This is a genomic window from Rhodosalinus sp. 5P4 (assembly GCF_041365695.1).
In the GTDB taxonomy this organism is placed as follows: domain Bacteria; phylum Pseudomonadota; class Alphaproteobacteria; order Rhodobacterales; family Rhodobacteraceae; genus Rhodosalinus.
The window spans coordinates 474,521-487,188 of the sequence record NZ_JBGFSJ010000004.1; the positions used below are offsets into that span (position 1 = coordinate 474,521).

Annotated in this window: 12 protein-coding genes; 6 read left to right on the plus strand and 6 right to left on the minus strand. The window is 63.3% G+C overall.

From position 1 onward, the window contains the following. Positions 1 to 9: 9 nt before the first annotated feature. The 3 genes from AB6A69_RS10240 to AB6A69_RS10250 all read right to left on the minus strand — a co-directional run bounded on the left by AB6A69_RS10240 (position 10) and on the right by AB6A69_RS10250 (position 2,949). Complete coding sequence (locus AB6A69_RS10240) at positions 10 to 927, minus strand: sulfotransferase (RefSeq protein ID WP_371060678.1); 918 nt, start codon at positions 925 to 927, stop codon at positions 10 to 12. Between the two features lie 5 nt (positions 928 to 932). Further along, positions 933 to 1,583 carry a hypothetical protein gene (locus tag AB6A69_RS10245; RefSeq protein WP_371060679.1) on the minus strand — a complete coding sequence of 217 codons (651 nt, stop codon included), beginning with the start codon at positions 1,581 to 1,583 and terminating at the stop codon, positions 933 to 935. Between the two features lie 100 nt (positions 1,584 to 1,683). Next, positions 1,684 to 2,949 carry a glycosyltransferase family 4 protein gene (locus AB6A69_RS10250; protein ID WP_371060680.1) on the minus strand — a complete coding sequence of 422 codons (1,266 nt, stop codon included), beginning with the start codon at positions 2,947 to 2,949 and terminating at the stop codon, positions 1,684 to 1,686. Between the two features lie 265 nt (positions 2,950 to 3,214). Between AB6A69_RS10250 and AB6A69_RS10255 the strand changes: the two genes are divergently transcribed. The 6 genes from AB6A69_RS10255 to AB6A69_RS10280 all read left to right on the plus strand — a co-directional run bounded on the left by AB6A69_RS10255 (position 3,215) and on the right by AB6A69_RS10280 (position 9,972). Beyond that, positions 3,215 to 4,726, plus strand: a complete 1,512-nt coding sequence (locus tag AB6A69_RS10255) for an O-antigen ligase family protein (protein WP_371060681.1) — start codon at positions 3,215 to 3,217, stop codon at positions 4,724 to 4,726. Beyond that, positions 4,723 to 5,685, plus strand: coding sequence for a glycosyltransferase family 2 protein (locus AB6A69_RS10260; RefSeq protein WP_371060682.1), 963 nt, complete (start codon positions 4,723 to 4,725; stop codon positions 5,683 to 5,685). The genes AB6A69_RS10255 and AB6A69_RS10260 overlap by 4 nt, the downstream gene beginning before the upstream one ends. Before the next feature lies 1 nt (position 5,686). Next, positions 5,687 to 6,532: a sulfotransferase gene (locus AB6A69_RS10265; RefSeq protein ID WP_371060683.1), complete on the plus strand. Its 846-nt coding sequence runs from the start codon at positions 5,687 to 5,689 to the stop codon at positions 6,530 to 6,532. After that, a complete protein-coding gene (locus AB6A69_RS10270) occupies positions 6,529 to 7,491 on the plus strand; it encodes a glycosyltransferase family 2 protein (RefSeq protein ID WP_371060684.1) in 963 nt (320 codons plus the stop codon). Before AB6A69_RS10265 ends, AB6A69_RS10270 begins: the two co-directional genes overlap by 4 nt. A 422-nt stretch (positions 7,492 to 7,913) precedes the next feature. Beyond that, positions 7,914 to 8,675, plus strand: coding sequence for a VPLPA-CTERM sorting domain-containing protein (locus tag AB6A69_RS10275; RefSeq protein ID WP_371060685.1), 762 nt, complete (start codon positions 7,914 to 7,916; stop codon positions 8,673 to 8,675). Positions 8,676 to 8,841: 166 nt separating this feature from the next. Then, entirely contained in the window at positions 8,842 to 9,972 is a 1,131-nt protein-coding gene (locus AB6A69_RS10280; RefSeq protein WP_371060686.1) for a glycosyltransferase, read from the plus strand. Positions 9,973 to 10,011: 39 nt separating this feature from the next. On the opposite strand, the gene AB6A69_RS10285 is transcribed toward AB6A69_RS10280, so the two are convergent. The 3 genes from AB6A69_RS10285 to AB6A69_RS10295 are packed head-to-tail and all read right to left on the minus strand — an operon-like array spanning position 10,012 to position 12,569. Then, the gene (locus AB6A69_RS10285) at positions 10,012 to 10,644 is read right to left on the minus strand and encodes a rhomboid family intramembrane serine protease (protein ID WP_371060687.1); all 633 of its coding nucleotides are present in this window, start codon (positions 10,642 to 10,644) and stop codon (positions 10,012 to 10,014) included. Continuing rightward, positions 10,632 to 11,954 carry a hypothetical protein gene (locus AB6A69_RS10290; protein ID WP_371060688.1) on the minus strand — a complete coding sequence of 441 codons (1,323 nt, stop codon included), beginning with the start codon at positions 11,952 to 11,954 and terminating at the stop codon, positions 10,632 to 10,634. Before AB6A69_RS10290 ends, AB6A69_RS10285 begins: the two co-directional genes overlap by 13 nt. A gap of 3 nt (positions 11,955 to 11,957) precedes the next feature. After that, positions 11,958 to 12,569, minus strand: a complete 612-nt coding sequence (locus AB6A69_RS10295; protein ID WP_371060689.1) for a polysaccharide biosynthesis/export family protein — start codon at positions 12,567 to 12,569, stop codon at positions 11,958 to 11,960. Between the last annotated feature and the right edge of the window lie 99 nt (positions 12,570 to 12,668).

Consider the following 12,668-nt stretch of genomic DNA (forward strand, 5'->3'; position numbering starts at 1 on the left):
TGATATCATTCATTTCAACCACTTGATGGTCTTCTCATCCATTCTGCGTTGCGCGTTTTCTGACAGCCTTGGCAGGCGAAGTCGGTGCGCCACCGCGACCACCAGCGGATCGAGCAGCCCAAAACGCCGGATGCGCCTAGACCATGTCGCGCGTTTGTTTCCAAGCGTCAGTGAGAGCTTCTCGAAACCGGACGGATGATGTGGCGCAATCCCGCTCGGGTGATAGCCTGCGGCTGCCAGCATTGGACCGATCTTGGCTTCCACAAGTCCGACCCCCCGCGGGCTCTGCGTGCGTTTCCACTCGAATATCAACTTCGGTGACGGCTTCGAATAGGTGCTGGTCTTGTCGTAGTCGATCATCACCGGTTCATAGTCGACGCCGATGAATTGCCAGATTCGGCTCAGCGTTTCTTCGGGCACATCGATCAGGCTCTCATAATGGATCGTGAGATACTGCCCCGGTTTCAGCCGAGGGGCGACCCTTGCCCAGTCGCGTTCGGTGTCCATCCAGTGATCAACACCATGGTTGACATTGCCCGCCCACCCCATGCCAATGCTGAAACGTGCCACGTCCCGCGCATCACGCAGGAAATGAATGATACGGAGGTCGGGATACAGCGCGACCGCCTTGGAGATGTGACGATGCAGCATCAGAACGGCTGTCCAGTCCACCCCGGAAATCCGGCCGATCAGTGCATCTGGCGTCAGCTCTGGCAGGGGTTGGTCGGCGTAACGCTCTCGGTGTGCGCGATAGATGCGGTCACGTTCCAGCGCCTTTTCATCGTACGAGTCCTCGTCACGCAGATGATCGCAGATGAAATCCGTTTCGCCGGGACAGGACAGCCTCGAATGGGCATCGAGCATCAACCGGAGCATCGTCGTGCCCGAGCGCAGGGCGCCATAGACGGCGACGGGTTGTTTCGACATTCCGATCATCCGCCACACGGCCCTGTATTGCTGCGCTCGAAATGCCGCATCCGCGGCCAGATACGATGAAGTTCTGCACGAATACGACCGAAGTCGAAGCTGCGCGGGGCATTCTCAGGCCTCGCTTCGAAGACGGCCAGACGCTCGACCGTCTCGACCGGGCGACAATAGCGCTCCACAACATGATACCTTGGCCGGTTTTCATAGTCGTCGAACAGGATACGGGTCGGGCGTCGGAGGTTCGCAAGGCAGGTCAGAAAGCAGCCGATCCTGAAGCGACCGTCGATCAGGATCAGGTCGGGGTGAAGAAAATCCTCTCGTTTCCAGACGGAACGTGAATAGTCCAGATAACGCAGGACATGGCGTTTGCGGTACCGTTCCGGATGTCCCCACTCCCGGGTCGGGCCAATATCGGCATGATGAACGGTCACCGCCGCGTCCGGGTGCTGCGCTGCAATGTATGAACGAAGGCCCTCGGCCCAATTCTCATCGCTCTCGACACTGAAGGTCCTTGTTCCGGGCAGCCCGGCGGCCAGAACCGTGGAGCCACCCGACCCGTACTCCAGTATCACATGCGCTTTCGCGTATTCTCGGCGAACGCGCTCTGCAACAGCAGGCGGAAAGGTCAGCTCCGGTTTCGATCGTATCGGTGTCATGGAATATTTCTCAAGTAAGCCGGTATTTAGTATCAGAGCCCAGCTGGCGATTTGGTTCGCGAGGAGGTATCCCGAAACAACGTCAGAATTGGGTGCACTATCAGGACATTTCACGGGCAGATTTTAATGGTTCAGGGCGAGGATTGTGACCGCCTTCGCCGACAAAAAGTGCAGCGATTCGCGCAGCTTCCCGGTGCGCGTCGAATTCGGCCTCTACCTTGGCGCGGCCGGCCGCGCCCATACGGGTGCGCAGAGCCGGATCGTCGGCAAGCGCGCTGATCCGGCCCGCGAGGCTTTCGGCGTCACCAGGCGGCACGAGAAAACCGTTCGCGCCGTCCTCGACAAGTTCAGCGACCCCGGCCACCTGTGTCGCGATGACCGGTCGTTCGCTGGCGAGTGCTTCCATCAGGACGACGGGGAGCCCTTCAGCAAAGCTGGGCAACACAAACGCGTCGGCAGATTGCAAGGTTGCGGCCACCTGGTCTTGCGACATGTAGCCTGCGAAACGCACTACATCGCCAAAAGGCTTTGCCAGTTTCTCCAGATGCGCCCGATCCTCGCCGTCACCTACCAAAGTCAGTCGCAGATCAGGGTGAGCGGCCCACGACTTTCGGAAGGCCTCGAACAAAACGCGCAGCCCTTTCACAGGTGCCAAGCGCCCAACAAAGATAAGGTGCATGCCTGTGCGAGACGCCAGAGCGGGATGAGCATAAAGATCGGGGAAAACACCGCAATGCACGATCCGTAGTTTTTGCCACTGGTCCGGAGCGCAAAACAACATGGCCTGGCTGCGGGCAAAATGACTGATGCAGGCGACGAAGTCGGCTCTCGCGGTTTTCTCGCGCAGCTGCCAAGTATCAGGCTCGCACAAGTCCGATGGTCCATGCAGCGTGTAGCTGAAAGGAATGCCGGATATTTTGGAGGCAAGCATCGCGACATTGGCACTGGCAGTGGCGAAATGGTTGTGGAGGTGGTCGATGTTCCGGGCCACGAGGTGTCGGGCGAGAATCATCGCCTCTGCCAGGTAGGCCAGCTGTTTCAGGCCGCCCCGGATGCCGGGCGGCGCCGTGCGCCAGGCCAGCGCCAGCGTCTGCAGCGCGCGGCTTGGACGGGCGAGCGTGAAAAGCAGGGCGCGTGGCAGGATGGTCGGCCGGCGTGCCGCATCGAGAATGTAGAAACTGTCGGCTTCGGCCTCGCGCTCCTCCGGGCCGTTGAGGTGGGTAGGGTCGGGCCGGCGGACAGAGCAGGTCTCGACCGCGAAGCCAAGCGCCCGAAGCCCGGCTATCTCGCGCTGGATGAACGTGTGCGACACCGCCGGGTAAAGCGAGGTCAGATAGGCCAGGCGTGGCAAGGGGCGGCGGGGCATGCCGGGAATTACCTTTCCTTTACGACGTTGTTATGTCCGAGCCGGTCATGCGGGTAAACCCGCGCCTGCGGGAAGAACGGCTTGTCGCCTGTCCTTGGACAATCGCCGTGCCGGAAGGCACAAAATGCGGCCTGAAGCGTATCCGTCCAGGCTGGGGTGTCTCAATGCGATGTGCTAGAAGCCGGGGCGACGGAAGCAATTGGTCAGACGCATGCGTGCACCCGAGCCGCTGAATTTCAACATCTTGCAGGGGACTGGCTGAGTCATGGTGCCGCCGCTCCTGGCCCTTTTCGCGTGGCCCCTCGTCAGCGTGGCTTTCTTCCGGAAGCTGCGCCTGCCGCTTGCCATCCTCGTCACGATCGTCGGCGGCTTTCTGTTCCTGCCGGAGAACACGTCGCTGAACCTGCCCGGCGTGCCCGCCTTCGACAAGCGCTCTATCCCGGCGCTCACGGCGTTGGTACTGGCACTTGTCTTCGCGGATCGGTCAGCCTCAGAGGCGCGTCCGGATGGCCTCATACCCCGGCACCCCGCGCTTCGCCTCCTCATCGCCATGCTTCTGGGGGGAGCCGTGCTGACGGCGCTGACGAACACCGATCCCTTGACATACGGTTTCCGCCGCCTGCCGGCGGTCACTCTTTACGATGCCGTGGCCATGGCCGCTGCCGCACTCCTGATGCTCCTGCCGCTACTTCTGGCGCGTCGCTTCCTGGCAAGCCCGGAGACCCATCGCCTGTTGCTGCTGGTCCTCTGCGTGGCAGCGCTCGGCTACTCGCTGCTGGCGCTCTTCGAAGTGCGCATGTCGCCGCAACTGAACAGGTGGGTCTATGGATTTTTCCCGCACAGTTGGGCGCAGCACGTCAGGGGCGGCGGCTTTCGCCCGGTTGTATTCCTGCAGCATGGTTTAGTCCTTGGCATCTTCCTGTGCATGGCATTGCTGGCAACGGTTGCCCTGTCTCGGATAGACGCGCGGCGACGCGGCGTGTTCCTTCTGGGTGCATTATGGCTTCTGGGCACGCTTGTCCTGTCGCGCACTCTCGGGGCACTCTTCATCGCCACCGCGCTCGTGCCGGTGATCCTGGTTCTCGGCGTGCGCGGCCAGCTCCTGGCGGCGGCGGTGATCGGGAGCCTCATCCTCGCCTATCCGGTGGCACGCGGTGCAGATGTTGTGCCAGTCGATCGCGTGCTGCAACTCGCAGAGGGTATCGATCCACAACGGGCGGCATCGTTCGCGACACGGCTTGAAAACGAGGAGCGCATGCTGGCGAAGGCGAACGAACGGCCGTTCTTCGGGTGGGGGCGCTGGGGCCGGTCCCGCGTCTACAACGACGCGGGAGGCGACATCACGATCTCGGATGGCGACTGGATCATCACGCTGGGCGTCAGGGGGTGGGTCGGCTATATCGGGCTCTACGGTCTTCTCACCCTTCCCATTCTTCTGTTGTTCGCTCACCGACGCAAATATGGCGTGGGCATGGAAAGCTCGGCGCTGGCCGTCATCCTGGCAGCCAACCTAGTGGATCTCGTCCCGAACAGTTCCAACACCCCGCTGACCTGGCTTCTGGCCGGGGCTCTCTGGGGTCGGCTGGAGTGGCAAGCGGCGGAGAGCCGGCCCAAGGTGGTGGCAGAAACTTCCGGGGGCGACGGCGCCGGTTACCGCCCCCCAACCGCCTTGAACGAACCGGCCGAGCGTGCCTTGATGCAGTCACAAATCCGCTATACCCGGCAGACCAAACGTATCGAGCGCGCAAAAGCAGGCACGAAATCCACCTCCACATGACCTTCCGGATCGCGATTTCGGTCATCAATTACCGCACCGGCCCCATGACGCTCGACTGTGTCCGCTCCGTGCTGGACGATATCGGCGATCTCGACGCCCGGGTGGTGGTGGTGGACAATGCCTCGGGCGATGGCTCGGCCGAGCAGATCGAGGCCTGGATCGCTGCGCAGCCCGAGGACACGCCGATCTCGCTGCTCCGATCGCCTGTGAATTCCGGTTTCTCGGGGGGGCACAATCAAGGAATGGCGGCCGTTCAGGCGGAGCACTACCTGATCCTGAATTCCGATGCGCTGCTGCGCCCGGGTTTCCTGCGAACGGTGCTTGCGGCGGCCGACGCCAACCCACAGGCCGGCCTGATCGCCCCGCGGATCGAAACCCGTGACGGCGATGTGCAGGTCAGCTGCTTCCGCTTTCATTCGCCCGCCAGCGAGTTGATCCGCGGCGCCGCCAGCGGACCTGTCACGAAGCTCTTGCAGCGTCATGTCGTGGCCCTGCAGCCCCCGGTGGACCCCGAACAGATCGAATGGGCCAGCTTTGCCTGCATCCTTTTGCGGGGGAGCACGGTGCGCCAGATCGGCCAGATGGATGAGGGGTATTTTCTCTATTTCGAGGACGCCGAATATTGCCTTCGCGCCCGTCGCGCGGGCTGGGGCATCGTGCAGGAACCGTGTGCGGTGGCGGTGCATTTCCGTGGCGGCAGCGGGCCGGTCAAGGCGCTTGAAAAGGCGCGCAGCCGTCTGCCGCCTTATTACTACGCCTCTCGCACCCGGTTTTTCAGGCAGGCTTACGGCCCGCTGGGGCCCGTGCTGGCGAACCTGATGTGGGGGGCAGGTCGACTGATCGCGCAGGCGCGCTGCCTGACAGGGCGCACCGTGCCACTCGCCACTGCCTCGGAGGCGCACGATATCTGGATCAACACGCTTCGCCCGCTTGGCCCGAGCCGGGCGCCGGATGAATGACATGAGCCTGCCCGATTTCCTGATCATCGGCGCGATGAAATGCGGCACGTCGACCTTGCAAGCGCAGCTGGCGCACCAGAAGGGTGTGTTCATGAGCACCCCGAAAGAACCCAATTACTTCTCCGACGACCAGATTTACGCTCGAGGTCGAAGCTGGTACGAGGCACTGTTCGCCGATGCCGCACCCGGTGACCTGAAGGGCGAGGCCAGCACGCATTACACCAAGCTGCCGACCTATCCTCAGACCCTGCCCCGGATGCGCGCGATGCTGGATGCGCCAAGGTTGGTCTACATGATCCGCAACCCGATGGTGCGCGCGGTTTCGCACTATATCCATGAATGGACCGAAGGGAGGGTGGGCTCGGACGCGCGCGAGGCCTTCCACGCCACCCCTGAAATCGCCGCCTATGGCTTTTACGGGATGCAGATCGCACCCTTTGCCGAGGCTTATGGTCCGGACCGGATCCTTCTGACCAGCCTGGAACAGATCAGCGCCGACCCGGAGGCCGCTTTCGCCGAAATCCGTGACTTTCTGGGCCTGCCTTACGGCGCGGCCTGGGTGCATGATATGCCTGCGCAGAATGTATCGGCGGCGCGGATGCGGCGGTTGCCCATGCAAGGGCTGCTGATCGACAACCCGGTTGCGACGTCGATGCGCCGCGCGCTGGTTCCGAAAGCCTTGCGAAACTGGGTGCGCGCGCGACGCACCATGACAACGCGGCCCGACATTCCCGACGACTTGCAGGACCGGTTGAAGGCGGAATTCCTGGCAGATCGCGCGCGACTGGCGGAACTCTTTCCCGGGCACCCCGCGCTTGAGCTGTGTTATCCGTTCGCGCCCTCATGAGGGCGGCATTGGATATCGCCGCCGTCGTGATCGGGCGCAACGAAGGAGCCCGGCTGATCGCCTGTCTGGATGCCTTGCAGGGTCAGGTGGCGCGCGTGGTCTATGTGGACAGCGGATCGACGGACGGCAGCCAGGAAGCGGCGCGCGCGCGGAACGCGGATGTGGTGACGCTGGACTTGGCCCGGCCTTTTACCGCCGCAAGGGCGCGCAATGCGGGGCTGGACCATCTGCGCATGGGCGGGCCGCCGCGCTATGTGCAGTTTCTGGATGGTGATTGCCGCTTGCAGCCGGGATGGATCGAAACGGCGCGTGAATTTCTCGACGCGCATCCGGAGGTGGCTGTCGCCTGCGGGCGGCGGCGCGAGGAATTCCCCGCGTCCAGTGTCTACAACCGGCTGATCGACGCGGAATGGGACACGCCCGTGGGGCGGGCGCGATCCTGCGGGGGCGATGCGCTGATGCGGACAGAAGCCCTCGATGCGGTGGGCGGCTACAACCCTGCCCTGATCGCGGGCGAGGAACCCGAATTGTGCGTGCGGCTCCGCGCGGAGGGTTGGCAGATCTGGCGGCTGGACGCGGAAATGGCCCTGCATGACGCGGCGATGACCCGTTTCGGCCAGTGGTGGCAGCGTACCAGGCGCGGCGGCTATGCGTTTGCCGAAGGGGTGGCGCTGCACGGCGCCCCGCCGGAACGGCATTGCGTGGCGCCGCTGCGCCGGATCGTTGCGTGGGGGCTGGTGCTGCCGCTTGCGACCGTGCTCGGCGCGCTCGTTTCGCCCTGGGCCCTGCTTCTGCTTCTGGCCTGGCCGGCACAGGTCGTGCGGCTGCGGCTGCGCGGCCGGCCCTGGTACCAGGCCGTGTTCCTGACGCTTTCAAAGCTGCCCGAGGCCCAAGGCGCACTGACCTACTGGTGGCGCCGACTGACCCGGGCGCGGGCGCGACTGATCGAGTACAAGTGACGCGGTTTACGAAGCCCGCGGCACCCACGCGGCCCGCGGGATAGCGGAAACGCGGGACGCGACGCCGGTGCGTCCGTCACGGCGGGTTCCCTTGCCGGCCATCGCGGGCGGGGCCGTTGGCCGGCGTTTCGAATCAGCCGCCGGCGGCCCCGACAAGAGCCGCCGCATGGGGGCGGGCGGAAACCGACGGAGCCGCGCGGATGACCTCCACCGGCCTTGACTGTTCCGCCATCAGAAACAGTCAAGCAACCAAAAGGCATACTATCCGCCGGATCGCCCGATGCAGCACCGCTGGTCGGTCAGCGCGGGCCAGAAAACCCTGTGAACTGTGGCCGAAAAGTGTTAACGTTTGGGCAAGGTGAAGGCTCCTATCCGGAGTCGCCGGTCCATGTAAGAGTGGGGGAATTATGAAAAGCATTTTGATGACAGCCGCCGCAGGCTGCGTCGCATTCGCGACCGCCGCCAGCGCAACGAGCATCTCGATCTCGGCGTTCGACATCAACGATTTCAATGCTGCGACCGCAAACGGGAGCGGTTTCGTGATCCAGGATTTCGAGAACCATGGAGATTTTGCTATCGATGGTGAAACTAACCTCGTGGTGGACGATGGGATTACTGAGACCGACGGTCAGAGGTCAGGTGAGCTTCTAGGCGACCTCAAAACCAATGTGGGTACGTTCAGCGCGAACGGTGGAACGGGATCTGGTACAACATGCGACGCGAGTGGTGGTAACTGCCAAAATCTTTTCCTGAACTATGGGGATGACAACGGTCAGGACAACATCGTTCCCGACGGCGGCAATTGGTCTCTGAACGCCAATGATACGCTGGGCGTAATCTGGGATGTGGTCAAGGGTGAAGGTGGTCTGTTCAATCGCGTGGTGTTCGGCATCATGGATGGTGCGGACCAAGGCGCGAAGGTAACCGTGAGTATCGATGAAGCGGATGTTGATCCGAAATCGTACAGCCTCCAAAGCGATGGCAACCAGAAGTTGATCGTCATCGATTTCAGCACACTCGTTTCTTCTGCTAAAGTGACGATAGCAAGCTCAAAGACAAACGACAGCTTCTCGCTTGACGGTGCGAGCGTCGGTGTCGTGCCGCTGCCGGCGGGGGGACTGCTGCTGCTAACCGGGCTTGGTGCCCTGGGGCTTTACCGCCGTCGCAAGCAGGCCGACGCCTGACGTGACGGCTGACATCCGATTGTCTGAACGGGGGCCCGGAGGCTCCCGTTTTCCATTTTAGCCCTTCGGCCCGCGCCGCCGCCCACCGCGACGGTGTTGCGCGCGCCCTTCAAGTCGGACCACTCTCCGTTCCATGGTATCCCCCCGCGTTCATGTTTTCTACCCGATGACGTTCTGGGGAGCCGGCCCGCCCGAGACCTGTTACAGGATCTGCTCGCACTGGCCGTCTCAGGGACTTGCCGTTCAGGTTCACGCGGCGGCCTGCCCCAAGGTGGATTCGGCGGGCATCATGGTGCCAGCCCTGCCCATGGCTCTGCCCGATCCGATCAAGCGGCGCCTTGCCTCCCTGAAGCGCTTGGCGCCGTTCCTGAAAAGGCGAAGCATGGCGCAGGCTGTCGCTGCCGTTCGGCCGGGCGACCTGTGCTATTGCTGGCCCGGAGCCCCGCTCGAAGCGATAGAGGCCGCTCGCAAGCGCGGCGGGCGCATCGTGCTCGAGTTCATCAACACGCATGTCGCCTATGCCAAACGTCTGCTCGACGCAGAATGCGACCGGATCGGCGCCCCCCGGTATCCACAGTTTACCGACGCGACCCTGCACCACGAGGCTGCTCGTGTTGCGCTGGCCGATCTGATCTTCGCGCCCGGGCCTCTTGTCGAAACATCGATCCGCGAGACGACGGCCGACGCGCCGCTCGTTGCGCGCACGAGTTACGGGAGCTACGCGCCTTCTGACATGCCGTCCCGGTCCGCCAGGGCTGCGGATCGTCCGCTTCGATATCTTTTCGTCGGGTCGGTCGGAATTCGCAAAGGGGCACATGTCCTTATCGAGGCCTGGCGCCAGGCGGCGCTACCGGGCGAGCTTTGGATCGCAGGCGCTATCGAAAAACACATCGACAAGACAGAGTGCCGCGATCGTCTCTTTGGCCAGATTCCGCAGAACGTCCGCTTTCTGGGGCATGTCTCCGACATCAACGCGGTTTATCGGGAGGCGGACGTCTTCGTTTTTCCATCCCTGGAAGAGGGTGACCCGCAAGTCGCCTACGAGGCGGCTGCGCATGGTCTGCCACTGGTCGTAACGCAGATGGGTGGAGGTTTGATCGCGCAGGAAGAAGTCACGGCGCTCATGGTGCCCCCTGCCGATGTAGAGGCCCTGACCGATGCATTGAGGCGCTTGCATGACGACGCGCAACTGCGCATCGACCTCGGTGAGCGCGCACTCGCCGGTGCCGCGTTTTATACGTGGGACAAGGTCGCCGACCGCCGGCGCGAGACCTTGCTTGCCTTCGCGGCGAGCTGATGCAGTTTTCGACGTCACGGCGCCGTCTGGGCTTTGCCATCACGCCTCGCGGGCCCTCGGATCGATCAGCAACGCCGCGACCCAGCCAGTGACGAAGCCGCCCAGATGGGTTTCCCATGCGAGCTGCCCCCGCATCGCCCACCACAGGACAAGGTTCAACGCGACAAGGAACAGCACCGCGCGGGCGACAGGCCAGAGCCCTTCATCGTAGGTGAAGCGGTCCACATAGGCCCAGGCGAGCAACCCGCCGATCAGCCCGAAGAGTGCGCCCGACGCGCCCACCATCGGGCGTAACCCGGGGGCCAGCAGCGCAAAGCTCGCGGCCCCTCCGAAAACAGTGACGAGATAGAGCGCCGCGAAACCGCGCACGCCGACCCGCTCCAGCACGGCGCGGCCCAGCGACCACAGGGTCACCATGTTGACCGCCAGATGGGCCGGTCCCGCGTGCACGAACCCGTAGGTCAGGAACATCGCCCAGGGTTGCCAGGGATAATTCGGCTGCCAACTGCCTAGAAGTCCGGGCCAGAAGCCTGCGTAATCATAAGCGAGGCGGCGCAGACGCGCCTGCCCCAGCACACCCTGGTCCGACAGGACAAGAGCGAACTCGATGGCCGAACAGAGCGCGATCAATCCCCAGAGACTGACAGCAGCCCCCCGCGTCAGGGGCGCCATTGAAAGGTCCGCTCAAGACCTATGAACACGCTCTCCTCCGTACGATCGGCGCTCCCGGTTTCCCGGGTCCAGCGATGCGTGTAGCTGGAACGAATGGCCCAGTCGCGTGTCAAATCGCGCCCCCAGCTGATCGTGATGCTGGCCTGCCGGGCGTCACGCGTTCCGGGATCCAGGCGCTCGGTTTCACGCCAGTTCAGGCTCGCGCCAAGCCTTGAAAGGCTGTCCAGTTCCCGGTTCCACGACAGGCGGAGCCTGCTGTCGACGGCGCTGTCGCCGTCCCGGTTGACGACGAGGTCGCGATCCAGCGAGAGACCGAGGGTTGCCGCCGATGTCTCTTGTTCCCATGCGAGGCTGAACAGTGCCTGCGCCTCATCGCTTCCGATCTTTCCCAGGCCGGCCCCCAGACTGAGCGCCCCGCGTGGCAGATCGATCTCGCGTTCCACCCGGGCCTTCGTCAGCCGCTCTGCCGCCGTGATGGAGGAATCGACCTCTGCGGAAAGCATTCCGTCCGGCAAGTCCCTTACCGCCGCAAAACCGTAGGTGAGCCCGGACTGGACCACGTCGACCCCGCCGATCGTATCGGTGACACGACTGCCGCCGATGCGTGCCGAGGTGAGCAGGGACGCGTTCACGGCAAGTTCGGCCCCAAGAGTGAAACTTTCGCTGCGCTGATCGGCCCCCGATCCGGCGACGTCGGTTTCGGACAGCCGGGCCGTCACGGTCGTGGTCAACCGGCGATCGATCGAAAAGCGCAGTGAGAGGCCTGCGCTCAAGCTTTTCTCGTCCAGAAGCGTCGGGTCGGCCGTGTCGATGTATCTCTGCTCGCGATAGCTCAGATCCAGCGTGCCGCCGAACGGCGCCTCGCGGCCGAAGCTGAGCCTTGTGCCGACACGGATATCCTCGCGCTGTCCTTCATCTAAGACGAGAAGCTCGTCGTCGGGATCGCCCTCGAGGAACAACGAGTCGACCTCGCTCCGGCGATACGAAACATCCGCCCCGAATGCCGCGTTCCGGTTGTCGATCTCGTAGGCCAGGGAAAGGCGCGGGTCGCGGAGCCCGTTGAGCTGGCCGGACGTCTCCGCGCTATCGAGCGCGCCGTCGAAAGACAGGCTGAGGCGCTGCGTCCGTGTCTCGCTCTGCAAGCGTGCGGCCAGTCCAAGCCGCGCGCTCAGAGTGTCATCGTCGTATTGAAGGCCCGGCGTCAAAGTCAGGCTGCCGCGGAGGCCGCCTTCCTGCGCGGTGACCCGGTCGGCTGCAAGCGCTGCGGTCGCCAGAAGCACCGCAGCAAGGTATACAGTCCGCGCGATCATGGTTTATTCAAAAAGACGGCGCTCGGGCACCAGGATCACGTCCCCGTCCTGAACTCGGAAATCGTTCATCAATGCGGCTCCGTTCGAGAGAGCCCTGTAATCTATCACGGAAACCGATTGCCGACCGGTCCGGGGGTCGGTTCTGCGCATCTGGACCCGCTTCGTTGCGGCAAAGCGCGTCAGCCCTCCGCTCTGCGCCAGCGCCTGCAAAAGCGTGGTACCCGGTTCGACCTCTTTCAAGCCCGGACTGTTCACTTCGCCCATGAAATAGATCTTGATCGTTGGCATTGCTGCGGCAGGCCCGGTCGCGATCCGCTCGGCCGGCTGGACCGAGACGAAGACGTTTGGTTCCCTGGCGAAGTTCCCCGCGATGCCAGAGGTGATCGCCGCTTCGATCTGTCCGACTGTGCGGCCGGCAACCTCGATCGTGCCCGCGAAGGGAAAACTGATGCGGCCATCGGGCAGCACAACCACGCTTCGATTGAGGCTGGTATCTTCCAGAACCTCCACCGCCAGCGTGTCGCCGGAGCGCACCCGATATTCAGATTGCGCCAAGGCCATGCCTGCGAACAGGGTCACGGCGAGCGCCAGCATGAGTCTTTGAAGGATCGCCATGTCGGTCCCGCTTTCTGGATTCGCAACTTTTGCAACGTCGTGCCGACTTTGCCACGATGATCCTATGCGAAAAGGGTCAGACTGAAACCTTTCTTGCAA